This window comes from Spiroplasma endosymbiont of Dromius quadrimaculatus, from assembly GCF_964031155.1.
Taxonomy (GTDB): Bacteria; Bacillota_I; Bacilli_A; order Mycoplasmatales; family Nriv7; genus Nriv7.
Genome location: NZ_OZ035010.1, coordinates 1,086,340 through 1,111,509 on the forward strand (window position 1 = coordinate 1,086,340; position 25,170 = coordinate 1,111,509).

The following is a 25,170-nucleotide window of genomic DNA, read 5'->3' on the forward strand; positions in this document are numbered from 1 at the left end:
TATATCGCAGATTTAAGTGTTTAACAAGCTTTGTTAGTAAATTTTGTTTTTTTAATTAGATAAAGATTTTAATAATTTTAAACTTAATATACCCCTATATAGAAATTTCTACACTTTAACATCCGCATCCTACCCTTGGAACTAATTTAATAGCGTGTATATTTTTAGGAAATCCACCCATTCATTTTTTTATTGCAAAATGAAACAAATTGCTATAGCTAATAGGATGTTATCTATCAACTGGTAAACTTCTTTTGGTTATGGCGACCACCCACAATTTATCGTGCTTTAATACATACCAACATTATTAATTCACTTGTATTTAATTTTCAAAGAACAAATTTTTAACACCTTATAAAATAAAAAGACAATCATTGCTGACTGTCTTAATACTTATTCAAATCTTTTCTTACCTAACAAAACTTTATGCGTCCCTATTTGTCTCCTTAATAATTAATTAGTTGGGGACTATACTATTAATTTGTTATTTTTTAAAAAGGTATCCTTAATAAAATTTTAATTTTATCGTTAAGCCTCCTTTACTACTACAATAGCAAGAATAGAGTGAAAATTGTTTCTAATTAAAGAAATAATATTCTTAAATAAAAAATATCTCCCAATTAATTGGGAGATATTTAAAGGTTTTAAGATTTTAAGATTTTTTTGTTAAGTTATAAAATGTTTCCATTCCATCATATTCACCAGTAACACCTAATTCATGTGCAATCGTTAAGAGACGATTATATTTAGCAATCCGATCGGTTCTTGACATTGAACCAGTTTTAATTTGTCCAGTGTTTAAAGCAACCGCTAAATCAGCAATAGTTGTATCCTCAGTTTCACCTGAACGATGTGATACAACTGTTGTTCAATTAGCTTTTTGCGCCATTTGAATCGTCGCAATCGTTTCACTCATTGTTCCAATTTGATTTACTTTAATTAAAATTGAGTTAGCAGCTTGCTTTTCAATACCTTCTTTTGTTATTTTAGGATTAGTTACAAAAATATCATCTCCCATAATTTGGACTTTATTACCTAATTTTTCTGTTAATTTAACAAAACCATCTCAATCATGTTCTGATAGTCCATCTTCAATAGAAATAATCGGATATTTATTAACTAACTGTTCTAAATACGAAATCATTTCATCAGTAGTTTTTTCAACAGCTTTGCCACTTTTTTTGCTTAGTTTTTTAAAGACATAAATTTTTCGTTCTTTATCATATAGTTCACTAGAAGCACAATCCATTGCAATTTTAATATCCGTACCTGCTTTATACCCTGCTGTTTCAATTGCTTTAACAATAACATCTAATGCACCTTCATTATCTAAATTTGGAGCAAATCCACCTTCATCACCAACAGAAGTAGTATCACCAGCATCGTGTAAAATTTTCTTTAAAGTATGAAATACTTCTGCTGCCATTCTAATTGCTTCTTTAAAATCAGGAGCACTAACCGGCATAATCATAAACTCTTGAAAATCAATTGTGTTGTCTGCATGTTCTCCACCATTAATAATATTTAACATTGGTACTGGTAATTTTCTAGCATTAATACCACCAATATATTGATATAATGGTAAACCTACTTCATCAGCACCTGCACGCATAACTGCCATTGATACTCCTAAAATCGCATTAGCCCCTAATTTTTCTTTATTATCTGTACCATCTAATTTAATCATCACTTGATCAACTAAAAGTTGATTAGTAACATCCATTCCTACTACTTCTTCACGAATCGTTTTATTAATATTAGCAACAGCTTTTAAAACACCTTTACCCATATATCGCTTTTCATCGTTATCTCTTAATTCTAAAGCTTCTAATTCACCTGTGGATGCCCCTGACGGAACCAAGGCTTTACCATAACCAAATTCACTTCATACTTCCACTTGAATTGTGGGATTACCACGAGAATCTAAAACTTCTATTGCTCTTACATCTGTAATTCTTGACATCTATTACTATCCTCCTCTAAATGAGATATATATTATATATTATAGCAAAAACTAGACAAAGACACACAGAAAATATGATTGTCTAGTTTTTATATTCTTACTAAGAACAAAAAATATTTATAATGAATTACATTCTTACATATTTATCTTGAAACAAAACTATATTGATATTTAATTACTTCATATAGTTATTTATCCAAATATATATTATTAGAAATAATTACTAATCTATAAACTTTTTAATAACTCAAAAAACTGATTTACAAATGCAAATTTATATTCATCAATATTTTGATTTAAGTATATTAATTCTAAACTTTCAGCATCTTTATAATCTAAATAACTAAAATTTGCACTCCGTAATCAAAAACCAATTTTATCACCATCAGGATACTTGTTTTCTAACTGTTGCTTTAATTTCTCCATAAATAATGATTCAGAATAACTAAAACTAATAATATATAATAATTTTCCATCTAAAAATCCACTTAAAATCATTTTAATATTATCTTTTTCAATTCTTGCTAATTTTTTTCAACTAAAATCAGTAAAATTTCCTGAACCATTAAATTTCTTGTTCAAGTTACCAGAATCATTTATTCTTAAATTAACTGGTTTAACTTCACAATATTCCTTTTCATTGGTTAAAGATGATATTCGATATCCATCATATCCTATTTTTTTATCTAAATGTTTAAAACCAGCAATATCTACTGTTATCATTTCTCTTAAAGTAGAGGAATTTAAATCATTTAAATATGCTTTTATTAATTCAATAAATAAAGAAATAATATTTTCTTTACTATCCTGAGTAATTTCTTTAAAATTATTTTCTTGTTTTGATGTTGCATATAATTTCAGTATTTCTAATAATTCTTTACTCACATTTATTTTTCCTTTCTTTATATGTCATTTTTACAAAATGACTCACTTTTTCTTTTTCAACTAAGTTTCTATATTTCTCAATATTATATAATCTATTTCTGCTAATTTCAGTATATTGCTTTGATATATCAACAGATATATAATGATGATTTAATAACTTAGCTGCCAATGCTGTAGTTCCAGAACCACCAAATGGATCAATTATTATTTTATTAGTTTCTTCACTAAAAATTGAAAATATTATTCTTGTTGGTAATTCAATAGGAAATGGTGCTGGATGTTCCTGATTTCGTATTTCTGGTCTGATATTTCAAATAGATGTTAATAAAGCGTGTCGTGATTCTAATTCTTTTCCCTTATCACTTTCACTTAAAGGTTTGTACAATCAATAGATTCGTTCTTCGATAGGTCAAAATCTTCAACCTCTAATATTGCCAGCGATACTTCTATTTCAAATTATTTCTTGTCTTAATTTTCATTTAGTTTTTGAAAGTCACTCCAAAGGATGGATCATACCACCATTTTCATATCGCACTCGATGATTATAAAAAAAAGAACCGCCTGGTTTTATTACCCTGAATAATTCATTTAAAACATTAAGTTGTCATAATTGATATTCTTCTTCATTCATTGAATCTTTATGATTATCATACATAATCTTATCAACTAATCCTCCTTTGTTTTTTTCTTGTTTATTATAAGGAGGTGAAGTTAATCCTAAGTCTATTGAATTATCTGGTATTTTATTAAGAAAAATCAAAATATCTTCTGTTATTAAATTATCAATAAATTTATTAATACACATAAATTTTTCTCCCAAACATTAACTGTTTTAGATTATAACATTTATATTAAATGAATTTAAAGGAATATACAAAAATTTAATAAATATAGATTTAAAGTATTCTAAATTATAGAAAATATCATTCATAACATAATTGAGCATTTATAAAAAATAAATTACTTTAAATCATAATCCAACTTCGTTTTTCTTAAATTATGAATATATTTATTATGATATTTTTCTAAAACCGTAACAAAAATAGAATCAAATAAATATATTAAAGTTAAATGACTTGTTAACGATACATACCGCTCAATTGATTCATTGGACAAAACATGGAGCGCAACATCACTATAACTATTTACTTCATTTTTATTTCGTTTAGTAACAGTTACAATATGACTATTATTACCTTTAACAATTTTTAAATTACGCAACACCTCAAAATTAATTCCCGAATAACTCACAGCAATAACAAGACTATTTTTACTTGATAGTTTACAATAAGTATTTTGAATATAAGCATTATTACTAAACTTAACATTAAAACCTAAACGAATTAATTTTTCTGCTAAATCAAGGCAAGGAACATATGATGCTTGCCACGCAATGAGAATAACTTCTTGAGTTTTAGTCAAATATAAACTAACTTGCTCAATTTTTTTAGTATCAATAATGTTATGAGTATCTTGCAAACTTTTAGTAGTATTCTCATATAATGTTTTTATATAATCACCTTTATTATCAGGCGATGAATGACTAATATAGTCGCCAGCAATATTATGCAAATAATATTTTAAAACATGTTGAAATTCATTATATCCACTCAAACCTAATAATTTAACAAATCGTGACACCGTAGATGTTGAAACATATGTCTTATTTGCTAAATCATTAATCCGAAAAGTAATAACCTTTTGAGTATTAGTAATAATATAATTTGCTAATAACGCATAATTATGAGTAGAGGTTGCAAGTTCTTTAATTTGTGAAATAATTTTATTAATTTCCACTTGCTTCTCCCCCTCAAATGATATTATTAGAAATTAAAGAACTTCCTTATAAGAAATAATAGCAATTAAATTACAAATATTGCTAAATTGCCTTCACTTTTCACAATATGAAAACGCATTCAATTATTAATTGCTAAACAATCTTTTATTTTCTTTTTCTTAATTAAAACCGCTTATAATTAATATAAATGGTAAATAAAAACACACCTAAGGGTGTGTTTTGTGAAAAAAATATCGTTTAGTGAATCTTATTTTTATTTTTTTGGCGATTTTTTTTCCGATAATTAAAAAGAATCAAGTGCGGTTCAGTAATTTTATTTTGCATTCGGGCCACAATTGTTGTTGCTTGTAAACCACCAGCAACATTAACCGCCGTTCTTCCCATATCAAGAATCCCATCTAATGCTCCCAAATAAGTATATACCGTACCATAATATGTAGGAAATCCTAACCCCGATAAAACACCAGCAGTAACTAATGGTGCTGTACCAGGAACACCAGCAATTCCTAATGAAGTAATAACCGTAACAATTAATCCCATTAAAAATCAAATTCATACTGAATATTGACTATTAATACTACTAGCACCGTTATAAACAAACATTAAAACGACACCAGCTTGAACACCAGCACATCCAGTTAATCCCATCGTTGAGGATAATGGTAATACTAAGTTTACGGCTTCTTCTTTAATTTTCATATCATCTTTTAAGGCATCAATTGATATGGGAATTGTTGCTTGAAATGATTGCGTGGCAAATCCTTGAATAACCGGTTTTCAAGCAAATTTCCATCACTGTAATGGATTAATCCCAAAAATTAATATCGTTAATGTATGCCATACTAAACTAATAAATAAACCAATATATGCTGTTCCCATTACTTTACCAATATCTACTAAGTGGGCAATTGGACCACCAATAATAGCAATGATTACCATTGACATTACAGCATAAGGCATAAACTTCATAAAAGTCATTAACATTGACATCACAATTTTTCAAAAGCGCTCTAAAGTATCTCTTGAAGTATTCATTTCTTGTTCATACCTTTTGCTTTGCTTTTTAATCGCATACCCAACTAACGCCGCAATAACCATTACCGGAATAATCGCTCCCCCAACAAAAGCCCCAATAAAATTTGCTGGCATATAGTTACTAATTACTTCTGGTAATTCCTTAACCGTAGTTTCATCACGCATTCCTTCTGGTTGTAAATTTAAACCACTACCAATGTCTAATACCATACCAACTAAATATGTCACCGTATAAGCAACAGCAACATTAATTAATAAAATAATAATGCCTTTAATTGTCATTGTTGCTAAACCACATACTAGTGGTTTAGCAACCACCCGAGCAATTGCTAAAAATACAACGGGAACAGATAACATCAACATTCCATTAATAAAAATAGTTTTTAACAATGTTATCCAAGTAATAACTTGATGCAATCAAAGATTGTAATTAGGATTTTCTGTTTTTTTATCCTCTAAGAATTCCTTTCAAATACTAGTAGCACTATCATCATTAGGAAAACCTAATATCGCTTGAATACCAATTGCAAAGATAACACCACCACCAATAGCAGTAAAAATTCGAAAACTAAATCGCATTTTAGTTAACTTAACTAAAATTCCTAAACTTACAACTAAAACAAGGAAAATTAAAATAATAACTAACGATTGTCAAGTTGAAATACTAAAAAAATCCTTTAAAATGTCAACTTTTTTATCTTCTGGCATATATTTACCTCCCTTTAAAATAAAGTTATTTTTTAATAATTGATTTACTTGTCATTTCATCAGGAATGCTAATTCCTAATAAATCACAAATTGTTGGAGCAATATTTGCTAAACTAATATCGGTATTTGTTACCAATTTTAAATCTGATTTAGTAATAACTAATGGTACTAACTGTGAAGTATGTTTCTTATTAATATCGCCCGTCTCATCAATCATAATTTCAGCATTACCATGATCAGCTGTTAATACCATAATGCCCCCTAACGATTTTAATGGTTCATATATTTCTTTTAAACATTTATCAACTACTTGTAATGCTTTAATAGTAGCTAATAAATTACCAGTATGCCCTACCATATCAGGATTAGCAAAATTAAGAACAATCAAATCATATTTTTGCATTTTAATTTTACTAATTAATTCCTTAGTAACTTCGTTGGCAGCCATTTCTGGTTTTAAATCATAAGTGGCAACTCGTGGTGAAGAAACTAATATGCGGTCTTCACCAGAAAACATAATATCTCTGCCACCATCAAAGAAATAAGTAACATGAGCATATTTTTCGGTTTCAGCAATTCGTAATTGTTCTAATCCTTGCTTACTAATTCATTCACCAAGACCATTATTTACATTTTGACTTTGAAAAGCAATTTGATTAGCTTTAACATCAACACTATATTCTGTCATTGTTACAAAAAATAAATTATTACGAACTACTTCTGAATTTCACACATATTCACGATTAGTTATTGCCGCAGCTAATTGAATAGCACGGTCAGGACGGAAATTACTAAAAATTACACTATCATTATCTTTAATATGACCATCAGCAACTTGTTCATTATATGCCGGAATAATAAATTCATCATTACGAGAACAAGCATATTCATCATCAATATATGTTAAAGGATTACTAAAACTAGCGCCATTCCGTTGCACAATGACATCATACGCTAACTTCATTCGCTCTCATCGTTGGTCACGATCCATTGCGTAATATCTTCCCGAAATACTAGATAAATATCCAACTTGTAATTCATTCATCACCGACATTAACTTTGTTAAATACTTTTTAGCAACATCCTGTTTAGTATCACGACCATCTAAAATCGCATGCACATAAACATCTTTAAACTGTTGCTCTTTTGCCATTGTCAAAATTGCTAATAAATGATTAATATGCGAATGAACGCCACCATCAGATAATAAACCAATAATATGCAATCGCGCATTATTACTTTTAGCTTGATAAATAGCAGCTAACAGGGCTGGATTTTCATAAAAAGATTTATCACCAATAGCATTATTAATTAGCGATAATGATTGATATAAAATTCTTCCCGCACCAATATGCAAATGACCCACTTCCGAGTTTCCCATTTGTCCATCTGGTAAGCCAACTCATTTTCCTGAAGCATGAATTGCTAATGACGGATAAGTACTTTGTAAATATTTAAAATGTTCCATCTTAGCTTTCGTAACGGCATTAGAAGCTTGTTCAGCAGCAATGCCAAAACCATCTAAAATTGCTAATAATATTGGATTTTTAGTTCTCATCATTCTCTTTCCTTCTCTTATTTTCATCAATATTATTTTAAAATATATTTAAGTATCGCTTTACCAACACCATTTTTATTATTACTATCACACATATCTGTTGCTACTTTTATTAAATCTGAATAACCATTTTTCATCATTATTCCTAAACCAGCTTTTTGTAACATTTCATAATCATTTAAAGAATCACCAATTGCCATACAATTTTTTAGTTTAAGATGTCATTTATTCACAAGAAACTTTAAAGCTTTAGATTTATCAAAATTTGCTGGCATAATCTCTAAATATTGATATTTTTCTAACGATGACGATGTTATTCTAATTCGTTTATTAGCTTCAATTTCAATTTTAAAATTTTCACAAATCTTATCCTCTAAATCATCTAAACTAATAGTTAATGTATAACAAGCTGGCAATGCTTGGCAATCATTTAAAATCTTTAACTTATATTTAGGATTTATTTTTGCTTCTCGCATAATCGCAACAGATTTTTTTCTTGTATAAGCAGAATTTTTTAAACCATAACCTCAAAAATTCAAATCATATTTTTTAATAATTTCATAAATATATTTTGTATCTTCTTCATTTAAATGAGCATTTCAAATATTCTTTTTAGTTTTTAAATCATAAATAACACAACCATTAAAACAAATAATATGTTGCGCATACTCATCTAACTTTAATTGCTGAGCATATAAAAGTGCTGCACTAGGCGCCCTTCCCGTTGCTAAAACAACTTTAATGCCTTTCTCTTGCGCTTGAATAATAGTCTCCCTAGTATCATCTAATATTTTTCCTTTATCAGTTAATAAAGTGCCATCAATATCAATTGCAATTACTTTAATATTCATACTATTTATCACTCCTTAGAAATTAATTAAGAAATTAATTGCAAGAATGAATCCACTTGCAATGATGCACCACCAACCAATGCTCCATCAATATCTGATTGTTCTAAAAGTGCTTTAATATTATCTGGTTTAACAGAACCACCATATTGAATTCTAATCTTATTACTTATAGCAACATTATATATTTCCATTATATTTTTACGAATAAACTGACAAACTTGTTGTGCTACTTCTACTGTTGCTGTTTTTCCAGTTCCAATAGCTCAAACCGGTTCATAAGCAATAACAATTTGTTCTAATTGTTTCTCACTAACATTTTCTAATGCTATCTTTAATTGTTGAGCAACAACTACTTCTGTTTGCTTATTAATATATTCTTCTTCCGTTTCACCACAACAAAGAATAATTTTTAAATTATTTTCTAAAGCCTTTAAAACCTTTTTGTTAATAATCTTATTACTTTCATTAAAAAGAATTCTTCTTTCAGAATGCCCTAATACAACATAGGAAACATTCATAGTTTTTAACAATAATGGGGAAACCTCTCCCGTAAATGCACCATCATTTTCAAAATGACAATTTTGAGCACTAATAATTAATTTACTAGCCTCACGAATAGATGTTTCCAATAAAGGAAAACTAACAGCAATTCCAACATCAATATTCTGATTTATCATTTTCTGTTCAACTTGCAAAATAAAATCTTTTGTTTCATTAATATTTTTATACATTTTTCAATTACCGATAATAATTGGTTTACGCATTTAAATAATTCCTTTCTTAATTGTTTTCCTCTTTGATTATAACATATCTATTTTTGGATATGCTGCCACTAGAAAATCGCAATTTTCAATAAAAAACTTTATCAATAAAAGATAAAGCTTTTTATTTTTTCTTTCTTTTAATTCTTTTTTGAGATTTTAGTTTAGCCTTTTTAGAAGCCTTTTTTGCTTTTTTCAAATCTTGATTATTTTTCTTAATAAGTTTTTTCTCTTTTTTATCTTTGTTTTTATTAGCAGAAACTTTAGTTCGCTGTGCCTTTAATTCAATTTTTTGCTGTAATTTTTCTTGTTGTTGTCGTTTTTTAATTTCAATGCGTTCCTTTTTAAGAAATTTACGATAAATGATTCATTCTTGAATATGTTTCTCTCGCAATCTTTGCTTTTCCTCAATTGAAGCATCATTTTTCTTTAAAATTTGATATTCACTGCGATGCTTATTCCTAATTTCTTGATATCGTAAATCTTGAAAGTTTTTGCCAGTAAAAAAATAATGAATCGCACCTAAATATCCTAAATTAACAGCATTACCATTTTTCTTAGCTATACTATTAGCAATTAATATAAAGGGAACATAAATTACCATCCCTAATATTAAATTAGAAAATACTAAAATAATTGCTTTCCAACTTGATGTTGCTAAAATGGCACCAACGCCCACAGGAGCAAGAAAAGACATTTGCAGTGAAGCATAAGGAACATATACCCTAACATCATTCATAATCAAGTTCAAATCACTAATAATACTGGACCAATAACCGCAGGAATAAAAAATATTGGATTTAATATTAAAGGATATGAAAATGTTATCGGATGATTAATATTATATATTGTTGGAACTAATGCCATTTTAGATACTGTTCTTGCTCTTTTATCACGACCAATTAATAATGACACCAACAGTAAAGATAACGACATCCCCCATCCCCCAATAAAAATAAAACTATTGAAAAATGATTCATTAAATATAAATTGCGGTACCAAACCAGCTTTGATTGATGCCGCATTTTGCGCAATAGCATATCCTCAAACTGGTCCAAAAATACCATTCATAATGTTTGTTCCTGACAAACCAAAAAATCAAAATAACTGTCCAAAAAATACATAAACAATCGCTAAACCTAAACCAATATTCGGATTAGCAGAAAAATTCATAAAAGGATATGCAAAAAATTTATAAAAAATAGCAACTAAATTTAAAGCATTAATATCAGGTGTAAACAAAGCATAATTATCAAATTTAGCTTCATAATTACCTCACATTTCATATCCTTGACCAGTAAACGATAAATATTCAACCTTTTCAAAAACAGCCATTTGGTCTCTTGTTAAAGGAATAACTGTTGAAAATCAAGAATTATCATCAGCTTGAAAAACAAAAACAGCATAAAAAATATTTCCTTCAGTATCTTTAACAATAGCTTTCACCGTATCAGCATCACTTTCTAAATCAAAAAGGCGATTAAATTCTTTCAATACTGCTTGTTGAATCGGAACAGTAATAAACAATTGTGAAACAATAGCAAAAATAACAATAACAATAAGAATTGGCAATAACTTAGCAAATGACTGACTAACAATTGGTGCCATTCCTTTTGGCATTTTAATTGCTAACCGATTATTTCGTGATAAAAATAAAAGTAATTCTGCTCCTAAAAATGAAATAATAATTGCTGAAAATAAACCATCAACACCCAAAAACTTTGTGCCAATCTTAACAGGAGTCTGTCAATAAACAGTAATTCCCCCACTAATAAGAAAAACTCCTAATGTTACTAAACCAATAATCACTGCTAATTCTTGATTACGCTTTTTTGCCAATAAATAACCAATTAAAAATGAAACATATGGCGCTAAAATTAAATAAGTAGCACTATAAATTACTTCACCAACAACCTTAAAACTCGTTATTATTTGTTCGCCGATACCAACAAATTCAATAATGTTAGGATTATTAGGAACTACAGAATAAGCATCTGTTCAAACAGCAATTCAATATGCTAATGAACTATTAGTATTACCAAAAACAGCATTATTAAGAAGCAAAGCAAAAGCACCAGTAATAATTAATGGTATTAATATTGTAAAAGTATTACCAATAACTGACAAATAAGTTTGATTACCCATTTTTTCAGCAAACGGAATAAATCAACGATTAATAAAAGTATGAAGCCAAGATTTTCTTTCTTTCTTTATTAAAGTTTCTGAACTCATTTTATTCACTTTCCTTTAACTTTAATAGCTTACATATTACTCATTATTATATCTAAAAATTATTTTTTAACCTTCTTATTAGAAATCTTTTCCATAAAATATTTAGAATTTAACAATCCTAACAATAATGCTCCAACAACCATACCAACAACTAAAGCTGTAACATACAAAATAATACCTAAACCAATTTGCATTCCAGAATCAGTTACTCAATGATTTCTTAAAAGTGGAAAAACAAATATTCCGCCATGCGGTGCTGGCAATGAGATGTTAAATAACATCACTAATGCCCCAGTAATAGCAGAACCAATTACAATTGAAGGAATAACTTTTTTGGGACGAGTTGCCGCAAAAGGAATAGCCCCCTCAGTAATAAAAGATAATCCCATAAATCAGTTAGAAATTCCCGCATTCCGTTCTTCTATTGTATATTGTGATTTAAAAATTAATGTTGTTAAAGCAATAATTAATGGTGGCACCATTCCTCCTGCCATTACACTAGCCATTACCTTTTGTCCAGACTCACCATCAGCAATTAAACTTGTTCCTAAAACATAAGCCGCTTTATTAATAGGTCCCCCCATATCAACAGCCATCATCGCCGCAACAATAATACCAACAAGAATATGTAAATTATAATCATACATTTTTTTAATTCCCGTTTTTAAACCTAAATTTAAAAACCCTAAAGGAATATTTAACGCAAACATTATTAAACCAATAAATAAAACACTCAATAAAGGCACAAAAACAATATCTTTAACACCTCTAAAAGTTGCGGGAACTTTTCTTGTTCATTGTGTTAAAGCAAAAACAATTACTCCCGCTAAATAACCACCAATTATGGCTCCAATAAATCCAGAATTAAACTGCAATGTTATATCACCAATTTTAATTTCTGGTATTAATCTTCCTCAAAGATTACTTCATCCCTCATTAATATCAGCAGTATATAACAGTCCCGGAGCATCAGCAATTAATCCGGCAATAAAACCAGGCAACAAACCTTGCCAACCTACAAGTGAATAAGCAATAAAACCACCTAATACAGGTACAATCATTGAAAGTGATAACTTTCCTAAAGCTGAAAATCAGCCCGATTGCAGACGAACAGTACCAAAATTATTGTTACCATCAACACCAGAATCCAATAAAAATCCAATCCCCAGAATAATTCCCCCTGCTACAATAAAAGGGAGCATTCGTGAAACCCCAGCCATAATATGTTTATAAACAGAACGAAAAGACTTTCAACTTTGAGCAGTATCTGTTAAAAAAGAATCATCATTTTTTGATTGTTCTTTAACAATTTCACCTTCACCACTTAATGCTTTTTGAATTAATTTATCACCCGCGGTAATTGCATCTTTAGTTCCCGCATATAATACTTTCTTACCAGCAAATCTTTCAACACCTTCAATATTCTTATCAGCAGCAATAATAATAGCTTTAGCATTAGAAATATCTTCCTTAGTTAAAACATTTTCTTGACCACTACGCCCTTGTGTTTCAACTTTAATACTAACATTTAATTGCTTTGCAAAATATTCTAATTTTTCTTGTGCCATATAAGTATGAGCAATCCCAGTCGGACAAGCAGTTATCGCTAAAACTTTACCACTATCATCAACTAAAGACCCATCGTCTTTAGATTCTTGTTGCTTACTAAAAATTTTTACAACAGCTTCAGGATTTTTAACTTTTAATAATTCTTTAACAATTTTAGGATCAATTAAATACGATGCTAAAGTTGCCAAGGTTTTTAAGTGAGTATCATCACCAAGTAAAGGCATCGCAATCATAAAAATTAATTTGACTGGTTTATTATCCAATGACTCTCAATCTAATTTACTACTAGTTTTAGCAAAAATAATCGTTGCTTTTTTAACATATTTGCTATGATTATGAGGAATAGCAATTCCATCACCAATTCCTGTTGTTCCTAGTTCCTCACGAATTCAAATATCGTTTTCAAACTTTTCAGCATTACTAACAACTTTTTGTTTATATGCCAAATGACAAAGTTTACTAATAGCTTGCTTTTTAGTTTTTGCCTTCAAATTTAAATCCATTACTTGTACATTAAATAAACTATCAATTTTCATCTTACTTTTTCAACCTTTCTACTTTAATTAATGGAATTAATTTTTCAATATCTTGAGCAGTAGCTAATCATTTTGTAAAACTTGTTGCTGCTCCACAAGCTGCCGCCATTTTTAAACTATCTTCAATTGATTTTTTATTAACAAAATAACTAGCAATAAAACCTGCCAACATTGAATCACCAGCCCCTACTGAATTAATTAATAAACCTTCTGCTGCACTAACACGATAAACTTCATTATCACTGGTAATATAAATTGAACCTTTTTTACCTAAACTTACCAAAACATTATGAACACCTTGTTGTTGTAATAATTTAGCCGCCGTTATTATTTGCGAATCTGTTATTAATTTCTTATTACATAATTGTTGTAACTCTGCTAAATTAGGTTTAATTAATAACGGTTGATACGATAAACAATGTTTTAAACTATCACTATTAATATCTAACGAAAACTTAACTTGTCTTTCATTGAGAATTTCTAAGAATTGTTTAAGTTGCGCTTGATCCATTCCATTTGCTAAATTACCAGAAATAACAACAAAATCATCAGAATGATAATCACTAGCTTGTTTGATAAATGCTTCTCAATCACTAGCAATAACTAATGGACCCCTAGCATTAACTTCTGTTTCTTGATCACTTTTAATTTTGACATTAATGCGAACCATTCCTTTAATTAATATAAAGTTAGCAAGAATATTTTCTTCTTTTAACTTTTGTAAAATTAACTCATTATTATTAGTAGCTAAAAATCCGCTTGTAATAGTTTTTATTCCCAATCGGGTAAGAATAATAGCACAGTTAATACCTTTACCACCAGACTGCAAATATTCTTCATAACAACGATTAGTATTGCCAACAGTAAAATTCTCTACTTTTATTGTATAGTCAATTGCTGGATTAAAAGTAATTGTATAAATCATTAGTTTATTCTCCTTTCTCTAATTATTATTTTATCTTAAAGATGCTAAAAAGTCTTTTTTATTAGTAAAAATGAAATATCATAATTAAAAAGTAGTTTTTGTAATTAATTACAAAAACTACTTAAATTAAATTTATTTTAGGTTCCTTCAACTATTTTAACTATTTTAAAAAAGTTTATTAATACCTTTTAAAATCTTAATTCACAGTCTAATGGTGGTTCGGGGCGGAATCGAACCGCCGACACCTTGAGCTTCAATCAAGTGCTCTACCGACTGAGCTACCGAACCCTAACTAACTGGCGGTCCCGAAGGGAATTGAACCCTCGATCTCCTCTGTGACAGAGAGGCATGTTAACCACTACACCACGGGACCAATTGGTTGCGGGAGGAGGATTTGAACCTCCGACCTTCAGGTTATGAGCCTGACGAGCTACCAGACTGCTCTATCCCGCGATATGTTTCGTTAATAATTACTAATGGCGGAGGTGAAGGGATTCGAACCCCTGCGAGTTTTTATACTCCTTGCGGTTTTCAAGACCGCCCCCTTCAACCAGGCTTGGGTACACCTCCATAAAATAATACCATAATGGTGGACCCTGTAGGGCTCGAACCTACGACCATCCGGTTATGAGCCGGATGCTCTAACCAACTGAGCTAAGGGTCCAATAGTAAAACTAACTTATATTTAATTGGTTGTTTAAATCAATAAAATTGTCACTAATCTTAAACAAAATAAATTATAATAAAAATAATGCAAGTTTGCAAGCAATAAACCAAGATAAATAATAAACTTTATTATTTCTATTTAATATTCTAAGAATTCATATTAGTTTCTGAACTCGCTAAAGATTCAAATTTACCACAAAGAACTAAAATGCCACCAATAAAACCAGAAAAAATTCCAAAAATACCTGCCAAAATATAATTTTTACTCTTTTTAGCTAATACTAAACTATTAGTTACTATCGCCGTCACTGCCAAAATTGCTAAAATAACATTAGTAATTCAAAATCCACCAAATATAAATTCACTAAAACCAATAAATCCAGCTCCAATTAAAGTATACGTCAATGAAATTAGAGCAAAAAATAAAATAAATCCCGAACTAACACTAACAATCGTTATAATTAGTCCTGCTTTCATTAATCCATTAGGTTGAATATTAGTTTGATTTAAATTTTTAGTTTCTTTTAAATTAGAATTATTAATCATTTTTAAAACATCCCTTCTTTTTTAATTTTATTATCTATAATTATATTCAATAAACAATATAATGCAATAACAGCAAAATTTTAAAACAATCCGTTGTCTAATTTTGATATAATATTTTTAATTAAAAAAATCTACGGAGGGTCTTATGAAACCAACACGAGGAAAACTAATCTTTAAAATATTTGCTTTCATATTTACAATAGCATTTTTAATTGCTGCATATATTAATTCAATGGTATTAAAATCATGAGTACCTAAATCTGACTTACCATTTCTATATGGCGATTTTACAGTTCAGTATTTATCTTTTTTTACTACGCAATCAAATATCATTGTTGCCATATGATTTCTATTAGCAACAATTAATTATCAAAATGAAGATAAAAGTATTTTAACAGGACAAACAAGCAAACTTTTCATAACTAGTTATATTTCCGTAACTTTTTTTGTTTGAGTTACAGTCCTAATGCCCACCGCTTTTAAAGATATGGGAATAAATGCCTGAATTTATGGCGTTGCCCAACACATTATTGTCCCTTTATTAATGATTATTTATGGCATTTGAAATATTGCCAGTAATAAAATTGAATTAAATAACTATTTTAAAAAAAATATCTGAATATACTTAAGTTATCCATTAACATACATTATCTATGTTATGCTTCGTGGCGAAATGCGCTGAGCAGATGGTAAAGAAAACTTATCATACCCTTACTTTTTCTTAAACCTTCATAATGAAAATTTTGGAATGAATGGGGTTTTAGTATTTGTTATCTTTGCAACTTTAATTTTATTTTTATTTATTGTATTTAACTTGCTATACATATTTATTAACAATTTAAAAAATAAAAAATAAAAAAATATTAGAAAATAATTTAAATTTTAAAAATGAGAATAACTAGTTATTCTCATTTTTACTTATCTTTAATATAATCTTTTAATTGTTCTAAACAATCCAATTTTTCTCAACTAAAATTATCATCTTTACCAAAATGACCATAAACCGTAGTTTTTTGATAAATCGGTTGCATTAACTGCAAACAATCAATCATTCCTTGCATCGAAAAATCAAAAACAGCACTAATAGCATCATTAATTATATTAAGAGCAATCTTTTCAGTATTAAATGTCTCAACATAAACAGCAATCGGCGCTTTCATACCAATAGCATATGCCAATTGAATTTCACATTTATCAGCCCAATTTAAAGCAACAATATGTTTAGCAACTTTTCTTGCCATATAAGCAGCTGTCCGATCAACTTTAGTAGCATCTTTACCAGAAAAGGCACCACCACCACTACGAGCATATCCACCATAAGTATCCACAATAATTTTTCTTCCTGTTAATCCCGTATCACCATAAGGTCCGCCAATAACAAATCTTCCTGTTGGATTAATCAAAAATTTAAAATCAAAATTTAACTTATATTTCTTAGCAATAACTAGCATAATTTTTTGATGAATAAATGTTTTAAATTCACTTTCATTATAATCAGGATGATGTTGAATTGACATTAAAATCGTATCAATTTTAGGTTGTAACCAATCAGTATAATCAATCGTTACTTGTGATTTCATATCAGGGCGCGCATCTTTAAATTGTTGATTTTTTCTTAAAGAAGAAGCCAAATGTACTAAATCATGGGCAATTTGAATGGCTAACGGCATATAAGTTTTAGTTTCATTAGTAGCATAACCAAAAATAATTCCTTGATCACCTGCTGCTAATTGATGATTATGTTCCACACCACGAATAATATCTTGTGACTGACTATGAATTAATACTTGAATATGACAAGTATTACCATTAATACCAATTTTTTCATCAATATAACCAATATCACAAATAACTTTTCTAGCAATCGCTTCATAATTTACAATTGCTGATGATTTAATTTCGCCACCAATAATAACCATATTAGTAGTAATAAACACTTCACAAGCTAGTCTTGTTTGCGGGTCTTGTTTTAAACAAGCATCCAAAATAGCATCAGCTATTTGATCACAAATCTTATCTGGGTGTCCTTCACTAACAGATTCACTAGTAAATAATATTTTTCTCATACTTTCCTCCATTAATTTATTTAAATAATATAAAACCTTCTTTAACTAAAAAGAAGGTTTTATATTTTAGATATAATCCTTCCCTTATTGTTGGTATTTACCCTGCTAGAAGCACCTTCTTTTAAAAATAAAAGGGTTGCTACTGGTTAAAACTAGCATATCCAGTTCAGAATAAGTGAATGAAAATTTTAAATTATCCTTAAAAATATTAACATTAATCACTTAAAAATGCAAATCACTTAAAAGTAAAGGTCGCGTTTAGTTTTCTTAGGTATTGCTTTGAAGAAGTAAAACAATCAGCTAATTATATTATTTAATTACTAAACTAAGCCTGCCTTTCTTGTTGTTGTCATTTTTATTCATTGCTATTTTATCATATTATTGAATTTTTACACAATGAAAAATTATTAATTTTATTAAATTTTAACTAATATTTTTACTTACTTAAATCTACTATATTTATTTGTTACAGCATTACCTTTATAGTTAATTCAACTATCATCATTTTTATTATTATATTTATTTCATAATGAATTTTTATATATTTCTTTTCTGATTTCTATTTCTGAATTAATATTTTCATTAATGTAATGTAATACATTTAATTTGTTTAAATTTGCCATTCTTAAATGTAATAAGTTATTTAAATTCTTATGATTATATATTTTCGCCCCATATCCTAATTGTTGTTTTACCAAATGTGACACATCACTTTCAATGCTACAACCAATATTTCATTCTAAATTTTGATTATGAATACCTTGCTTATTATTACTGAAATAATTACTCGCCTTTCTTAAATTTATTTTAATATCTTTATTTAATTCATTTTTAGCAACATTACGAATGTTTTTGATTAATTCTTGATGATTTTCCATCCTTATATAATTTAATTCAACTATTTAGTGTTACTTTACGATTTTCAAAAATAATATTAAATGCCGTTTGTTTTAATTTTTTAATAGCATGATAACCATCTAAAATATATCTAACATTACCAAAACTATTAGCAATTTCTCTAATTCAAGTATCACCATCACCACAAACAATTATTCTGTCATAATTAATATTTACATAATGTTTTTGTAATTCCTTAATTAATAAATCACGATAATCCATTGTATTTATTCGTTTACCAACTTTTAACATTAGAAAATGACCTCGTTTATTTTCTAACTCTCTACGAGCATTTTTGTAATTTTTTTCTTTATGTCCCGTATGAAAAGTAACTAAACGAATTCTTTGGTCTTGTTTAACTTTCTTATCTAATGTCGCTAAAAATGTCTCATCTAGTTGAATATATAAATCCTTATTTTTGACATCAATTCTAGTTTTAGTTTCTTTTTCTGCTAGTTGAAAATATTCGACAATATCATATTTATTTAAAATGCTTGAAATACTAGCTTTTGAAATATAACAATGATTTAGAGCATCTAAAACATCGCGATATCGTTTACCGTCACCTAAAAGACTTAAAACTTTAAATTGGACATCAAAATAAATGCGTTGTTTAGGCAATAAACCAATTTCTTTATCTAACAAACATACATATTCAAATTTACCTGATTTTTGATTTCAATATTTATATCGGCGTCGTTTAAAAGTAACATCACCAAAAATTGTAATAATTGTTCTTAAAGAAAAATGAACTACTTTATAACCTTGTTTTAACCGATAATGATATAAATATAAGTATTCATCTAATTTTTCATATTCATTAGCTAATTGTTCACATTTATTAGTGTACATATTTTTATGGGTTGTAAATAAACTGAATCAATGCTTGTTTTCTAAGGTTTTTACACTATTAATTTCTAACATAAAAAATCGCCTTTCTTGGTAGAGTAATTTTAACAAAGTTAAATTTAGTTAACTTATTTTTCTTTTTTAAAGATAAATGTTTTTCTAGAATTAGTATTCAATATTCTGAAAAAATGATAAAAATTCTTATTTGATGATTTATAATTAATTTGTATTAATTAAATTTTATAAGTTTACGAAGGGGCGGGGGATGGTTACTATAAAAATTTATTAATTAGCAAAAATTCACGAAAGGAATTCGATTAGTATGAAAAAACTTTTAGAGTTACTAGGGATAATTTTGATAACTAGTAACGCTGCAGGACCATTAATTGCCAATAAACCTAATAACAATAAAGATAAAATTAAAAAAAGTCTAGAAACATTAACTCGCCAAAAAAGACAAAACAACGAAGATATATCAACTACTTCAAAAATACAAGATGATCAACAATCCCGATCTTCAAAAAATACAAATAGCCAACCTGATATTATTAAAAAAGAAATTACTTTATATAGTGGTTATACCGAAAGTATTCAAAAAATTTTAAAAGACTTTATGAAAAATAACCAAATTGATCCGTTAAGAATGATAAATAACGAAGGAATTGTTACGACAGATTATTTTGAAACAGAAACAAAAATAAAAGAACGTGACGCTAATATTAAAATTATAGAAAAATTAGATGCAATTTTAGAATTAAGTAAATTTGATGCAAATAAAATAAGAATTTTAGTTTTAACTTTAAAAAATAAAAATAATAAAATAAGATTAATAATTAATTTAAGAAATTTTTATGTCCTCGGATTTATCAATAGTCAAAATCATTATTTTTATTTTGATGATGAACTTGTAAAAAGAGAAAAAGATAAAAATAAAGAAAAAATTGAAGAACTAGAAAATATAAAAAATGTTTTAGAGCAACTTAATAAATTAATAAAAGAAAAAAACAAAGATAATACGAAAAAAGAAAACTTAGAATGAAAAATTAAAGAACAACTTAATAAATTAAAAATATTAGAAAAATGAAAAGAAGAATTAAAACAAGCAAAAACCCCAGAAGAAATTAAAAAAATAGAAGAAAACATTAAAGATATAGACAAAATAATCAAAGAAGATATCAATAAAGCCAAAGAATTAGATAAATTAAAAAAAGAATTAATTGAAGCAAGAAAAGAAAAAAACAAAGATAAAGTTATTGAAATAAATCAAAAGATAGAAAAATTAAACAAAGAAATATTGGTATCTATTCCTTCTGTAAATTATAATAATGATAAAAAATATTTAGATAATAAAATTAAAAATTTACAAGGTGGAGGTTTAAAAAAAGATGAAGATGAAATTAAATCAATAAATGCAAAAGTATCAGAAAAATGTTCAATAAAAGAAGAACAAAAACATAATTTAGGTTATACAGGAGCATATCAACCACAAGGTTTAAATGCCGTGAATCAAAATATTATTATTTCGCAAAAAACTTTAAAAGATGCAATTGCAAATTTATCAGATTATATTCATGGTTCAACAAGAACAGAAGAAGAAATTCAAACAATAAAAGATGATTTTAGTGCAATTACTTTTTGTTACTAGTGAAGCCATGCGTTTTGGATCTTATCTTAAATATTTTAATCATTATTACAAAGATAAAGACAACCCAACAAAAAGTAGTACTCCAAAACCACAAACTGCACCGCCTTCAACAAGTACAACAAATAATCAAGTTAAATTTAAAAATGTTCCAACAAATGTTCAAGAAATACTTGATGGTAAAATTAATTCACTTAAGTGAAAAGATTATGAACCACAATTAATAGGTGGTTGAATAGCAGCTAGTAAAAATTTAGAACAAAAAAGAAAAGAAATTTTTAAAAAATTAAATGAACGAATTATTGTTTCAAATTTTTTAAGTGAAAATAATGAAGAACTAAATAAAATTTTTAATAAACAATCGAATTGAGAAACAAATGTTAAACCCAAAATTAAGAGTATAATTGAAAATTCTCAAAATAAAGAATATATAAATTTATTAAATGTAATTTTACAATATCTTAAAAATTTATTCATAGCAAATCAAAAGGAAAGAGAATTTTTACAATACAATAATAATACTAGTATTCCTAGCGTAATAAGATTTATAAATACAGATCGTAATTATAATTTAATAAGGTCAGTAATTGTACAAGGTAATTTAGACTTGCTTGAATTAATAATTACAAAAGAACCAGAACTTATTAATGTAAATAATAATGATCTAACATTTTTACAAGTTGCGATAGCTAACAATAAAATTGACATAGTAAAATGATTACTAGCAAACGCAAACGGTGCTAATGTTAATGAAGAAGGTAAATATGATTCAACTCCTTTATATACTGCAACATTTTATGGTTATCTAGACATTGTGAAATTGTTGCTAGAAAAAGGTGCTAATGTTAATGCAAGAGCAAAAAATGTTAATATTCCTTTACATGTTGCAATAGATAGAGGATATTTAGACATCGTTTCGTTATTGCTTAATAATGGTGCTAATGTTAACGCAAAAAATAACAAGGGGGAACCCCCTTTATCTACTACTATAATATTTCTTGGTAATCTAGACATTGTGAAATTGTTGCTAGAAAAAGGTGCTGATGTCAATATTAAAGATGATTTTGGTCAATCTCCTTTACATTTAGCTGCACATAAGGGGCATCTTGAAATTATAAAATTATTACTCGCTAAAGGTGCTGATGTAAATGCACAAGATATAAAGGGTATTACTCCTTTACAAAAAGCAACAGATGAAGGTCGCACAGAAGTAATAAATCTTTTAGAAAATTTTGTTAAAATAAAAAATAAAATAAAATCACTTAATAAACAACTAGAAAAAACACAAAATGATGGACAAAAAACAAAAATTAAAAAAGATTTACAAGAAACTCAAAAAGAATTAGAACAATTATTAAAAATTAAATTGTCAGTTTTTATTACACAAACTGAATTAGGAAAAATACCAGATAATAGTTCACAAACAATTTTAAATGCTTTTATTGAAAAAAATGAAAAGCTAGGTATTTTGTCTGGACAATTATATGTTCAAAATATAACAGATAATTCGGCAGATATTATTTCACCAGCCCCCAATGTTTATACTGGCACAGTCAAAGTGACATTTACGCTTGCTAAAAAATCAAGTAAACCAAGTAATACACAAAAAACAATTACAGAAGATGAATATAAAAAACAGGGAGCACGACCTAAAGGAAGTACAGTAGCTTCAAAACAATCTGATAACAAAAAAAGTAGTATTACAAATGTAAGTGGTGCTGGAATTCCACAACAAAATAGTGGCACACAAAACAAAAAAACTAGAGTAACAAATCAAAATAATCTGTATGATGTTCCTGCGGATGGAAGTTGTTTATTTTGATCAGTAGCAACATCTTATTTAGTTCCGGTTAGAAATAATAATGAAGAATTTAGAAATCGATTCATTCAATTATTTGGTGAATTACAATTAAGTTATTTATCATATGTTCAAACTTTATTACAACAATTTGATTTATCAAATACCAACAATTTCTTGCAAACTTGATATCAAGATGCCACCGCACATAGATTAGTAAGAGTTGTTTTTCGTAATCGCGTTGTAGATTATATTGAAAGAAATTTAGATAATCCAACCCAAAGCAATGCTAATGGCAAACAAGCAGAAAGCTTTCTCAGTGCAATTCAGATAAGTGAAAATGAAGTTGTTAATAATTACTTAGATAGAATGAGAAATATTAATGCGTGAGGGGGCGAAATTGAAATATTGGCCATGAATAATCTTTTAAATGCTAATATTAGTGTAGGTACTGATATTCCTTATCAACCAGTTAATCAAAATTCAAATAATAATAACATAGCGATATATTATGTTGAACTTACAAAAGGCTCTGGTATTCACAATCATTATAATTTTGCTTTAACACCAGAAGAAAATCGAAAAAACCACCCTATTGCTATTAATGACAATCAGGGAAATATCCCGGTAGTTGATACAACAAAAAGACCAGATAATTTACCACCAACAACCCCAAAATCAGATACAAAGTCAATTAAATTACCGGTTGATGATCACGCTCAACACCATACTATTTTATCTAAAAATAATGAGTATGATGATGCTAATCAAGGTAATATTATCAACGCACCAGAACCAACAACAACCCCATTACAAAAAGATGAATATCATTTTGTAGATAAAAAAACAGAAGAAAAAAGTTTAAAAAATGATGAAAATTTAGAAATTAACTTAATTAAAAACAATAATAAAATCAAGCAAAATGTACCTGTAGTAAATAAACCAATAAACAAAAATATTATCAATGCACAAATAACAGCTACCAAGGCAATAAATAAATACAACGCTCTTTCAAAAGAAGAAAAATTAAAAAAATTAAATGAAATTAATCGTTATTATCAAACATTATCTGAAAATGATAAAAAAGCTTTTAAAGAAAAACTAACAAATACTGGATTAGCAGCTTTAAGTGGAGGAGCATTAACAGCTTACGGAACAAAAATGACTGTTAGTGATACTGCTGCCATTACTAGTAGTAGTGTTACAAATGCAGAAGCAATGGAAATGACCCCGCTTTTTTCAACAAGCACAACAGAAAGTTTAGCCGCCGCAGAAACAATTACTGTTACCGAAACAGCAGCGGTTGAAGGCGGAGTTATAGCGGGAGAAACTGGTACTGCTGCCGCTCTGGCTCCGGAAACTCTAGGGCTATCCTTAGTAATTGGAGGATTAGCAATTGCAGGAACATGAATGTATTTTGCTTTTCATCATCATGCAACATCTGATATTGCGTTGCCAACTTCAATTCATCATAATGTTTATGATAACATTGAAAAATGATATAAATTTCTAGCCCATGATAAATTAAAAATTAAAATTAACAAAAACACATGAAATGAAATCAAACAAAATAAAAATTCACCAGCAAACATTATAAAAATTATTAAAAATAAATTTGTTATAAATGACCATTCTGGTTGAGGCGGAAGTGTCACAAATGAAGATTTCAACACTTTTGTAAAAGTAATAGTACTTCATTTCGAACAAATAAATGGTTATTTTGAAATATTAGATAATGAAAATGATGGCTTTGTCATTATAACCAACACTGAAGGCGATTGACTGGGAATAGAATAAAATTTAACATTATTAATTAAAAAATTAAAATATTTCTTATATGTGTTATGCAGAAATAACCTGACTTCAAATTTTAATTTTAATATAT

General features: G+C 27.9%; 19 protein-coding genes and 5 tRNA genes. 3 read left to right on the forward strand and 21 right to left on the reverse strand.

Annotated features, from left to right (window positions below):
- Positions 1-652: 652 nt before the first annotated feature.
- The 18 genes from eno to AAHM88_RS06150 all read right to left on the reverse strand — a co-directional run bounded on the left by eno (position 653) and on the right by AAHM88_RS06150 (position 16,033).
- Entirely contained in the window at positions 653-1,963 is a 1,311-nt protein-coding gene (eno, locus tag AAHM88_RS06065; protein ID WP_342262590.1) for a phosphopyruvate hydratase, read from the reverse strand.
- 228 nt (positions 1,964-2,191) lie between these two features.
- Positions 2,192-2,848 carry a hypothetical protein gene (locus tag AAHM88_RS06070; protein WP_342262591.1) on the reverse strand — a complete coding sequence of 219 codons (657 nt, stop codon included), beginning with the start codon at positions 2,846-2,848 and terminating at the stop codon, positions 2,192-2,194.
- The gene (locus AAHM88_RS06075; protein WP_342262592.1) at positions 2,841-3,653 is read right to left on the reverse strand and encodes a site-specific DNA-methyltransferase; all 813 of its coding nucleotides are present in this window, start codon (positions 3,651-3,653) and stop codon (positions 2,841-2,843) included. Before AAHM88_RS06075 ends, AAHM88_RS06070 begins: the two co-directional genes overlap by 8 nt.
- A 155-nt stretch (positions 3,654-3,808) precedes the next feature.
- Complete coding sequence (locus tag AAHM88_RS06080; protein WP_342262593.1) at positions 3,809-4,645, reverse strand: MurR/RpiR family transcriptional regulator; 837 nt, start codon at positions 4,643-4,645, stop codon at positions 3,809-3,811.
- 238 nt (positions 4,646-4,883) lie between these two features.
- Positions 4,884-6,389, reverse strand: coding sequence for a dicarboxylate/amino acid:cation symporter (locus AAHM88_RS06085; protein WP_342262594.1), 1,506 nt, complete (start codon positions 6,387-6,389; stop codon positions 4,884-4,886).
- A 25-nt stretch (positions 6,390-6,414) separates the two neighbouring features.
- Positions 6,415-7,950, reverse strand: coding sequence for a 2,3-bisphosphoglycerate-independent phosphoglycerate mutase (gene gpmI, locus AAHM88_RS06090; RefSeq protein ID WP_342262595.1), 1,536 nt, complete (start codon positions 7,948-7,950; stop codon positions 6,415-6,417).
- Positions 7,951-7,979: 29 nt separating this feature from the next.
- Positions 7,980-8,798 (reverse strand): Cof-type HAD-IIB family hydrolase, encoded by an 819-nt coding sequence (locus tag AAHM88_RS06095; protein WP_342262596.1) that lies wholly within the window; start codon positions 8,796-8,798, stop codon positions 7,980-7,982.
- 26 nt (positions 8,799-8,824) lie between these two features.
- A complete protein-coding gene (gene tpiA, locus AAHM88_RS06100; RefSeq protein ID WP_342262597.1) occupies positions 8,825-9,562 on the reverse strand; it encodes a triose-phosphate isomerase in 738 nt (245 codons plus the stop codon).
- Positions 9,563-9,683: 121 nt separating this feature from the next.
- Entirely contained in the window at positions 9,684-10,256 is a 573-nt protein-coding gene (locus tag AAHM88_RS06105) for a hypothetical protein (RefSeq protein ID WP_342262598.1), read from the reverse strand.
- Positions 10,217-11,791 carry a PTS transporter subunit EIIC gene (locus AAHM88_RS06110; protein WP_342262599.1) on the reverse strand — a complete coding sequence of 525 codons (1,575 nt, stop codon included), beginning with the start codon at positions 11,789-11,791 and terminating at the stop codon, positions 10,217-10,219. Before AAHM88_RS06110 ends, AAHM88_RS06105 begins: the two co-directional genes overlap by 40 nt.
- A gap of 59 nt (positions 11,792-11,850) precedes the next feature.
- Positions 11,851-13,896 (reverse strand): fructose-specific PTS transporter subunit EIIC, encoded by a 2,046-nt coding sequence (locus tag AAHM88_RS06115; RefSeq protein WP_342262600.1) that lies wholly within the window; start codon positions 13,894-13,896, stop codon positions 11,851-11,853.
- Position 13,897: 1 nt separating this feature from the next.
- Positions 13,898-14,821: a 1-phosphofructokinase gene (pfkB, locus tag AAHM88_RS06120; protein WP_342262601.1), complete on the reverse strand. Its 924-nt coding sequence runs from the start codon at positions 14,819-14,821 to the stop codon at positions 13,898-13,900.
- 212 nt (positions 14,822-15,033) lie between these two features.
- Positions 15,034-15,109: transfer RNA gene (locus AAHM88_RS06125), tRNA-Phe, on the reverse strand.
- 9 nt (positions 15,110-15,118) lie between these two features.
- A tRNA-Asp gene (locus tag AAHM88_RS06130) sits at positions 15,119-15,194 on the reverse strand.
- 3 nt (positions 15,195-15,197) lie between these two features.
- A tRNA-Met gene (locus tag AAHM88_RS06135) sits at positions 15,198-15,274 on the reverse strand.
- A 24-nt stretch (positions 15,275-15,298) separates the two neighbouring features.
- Positions 15,299-15,391: transfer RNA gene (locus tag AAHM88_RS06140), tRNA-Ser, on the reverse strand.
- Positions 15,392-15,408: 17 nt separating this feature from the next.
- Positions 15,409-15,485 (reverse strand) — tRNA-Ile (locus AAHM88_RS06145).
- 149 nt (positions 15,486-15,634) lie between these two features.
- Positions 15,635-16,033, reverse strand: a complete 399-nt coding sequence (locus tag AAHM88_RS06150; RefSeq protein WP_342262602.1) for a hypothetical protein — start codon at positions 16,031-16,033, stop codon at positions 15,635-15,637.
- Positions 16,034-16,178: 145 nt separating this feature from the next.
- Here AAHM88_RS06150 and AAHM88_RS06155 point away from each other — a divergent pair, with 145 nt between their 5' ends.
- On the forward strand, positions 16,179-16,889 hold the full coding sequence (locus tag AAHM88_RS06155) for a Pr6Pr family membrane protein (protein WP_342262603.1): 711 nt from the start codon (positions 16,179-16,181) through the stop codon (positions 16,887-16,889).
- A 58-nt stretch (positions 16,890-16,947) separates the two neighbouring features.
- On the opposite strand, the gene metK is transcribed toward AAHM88_RS06155, so the two are convergent.
- From metK to AAHM88_RS06170, 3 genes are all read right to left on the reverse strand, one after another.
- A complete protein-coding gene (metK, locus tag AAHM88_RS06160) occupies positions 16,948-18,111 on the reverse strand; it encodes a methionine adenosyltransferase (protein ID WP_346350382.1) in 1,164 nt (387 codons plus the stop codon).
- 428 nt (positions 18,112-18,539) lie between these two features.
- The gene (locus tag AAHM88_RS06165; RefSeq protein WP_342262605.1) at positions 18,540-18,977 is read right to left on the reverse strand and encodes a hypothetical protein; all 438 of its coding nucleotides are present in this window, start codon (positions 18,975-18,977) and stop codon (positions 18,540-18,542) included.
- Positions 18,940-19,920, reverse strand: coding sequence for an Mbov_0401 family ICE element transposase-like protein (locus AAHM88_RS06170; RefSeq protein ID WP_342262606.1), 981 nt, complete (start codon positions 19,918-19,920; stop codon positions 18,940-18,942). Before AAHM88_RS06170 ends, AAHM88_RS06165 begins: the two co-directional genes overlap by 38 nt.
- 247 nt (positions 19,921-20,167) lie before the next feature.
- On the opposite strand from AAHM88_RS06170, the gene AAHM88_RS06175 reads away from it, so the two are divergent.
- Both AAHM88_RS06175 and AAHM88_RS06180 read left to right on the forward strand, forming a co-directional pair.
- The gene (locus tag AAHM88_RS06175; RefSeq protein WP_342262607.1) at positions 20,168-21,490 is read left to right on the forward strand and encodes a ribosome-inactivating family protein; all 1,323 of its coding nucleotides are present in this window, start codon (positions 20,168-20,170) and stop codon (positions 21,488-21,490) included.
- Positions 21,468-25,082 (forward strand): ankyrin repeat domain-containing protein, encoded by a 3,615-nt coding sequence (locus tag AAHM88_RS06180; protein WP_342262608.1) that lies wholly within the window; start codon positions 21,468-21,470, stop codon positions 25,080-25,082. The genes AAHM88_RS06175 and AAHM88_RS06180 overlap by 23 nt, the downstream gene beginning before the upstream one ends.
- Positions 25,083-25,170 lie beyond the last annotated feature (88 nt).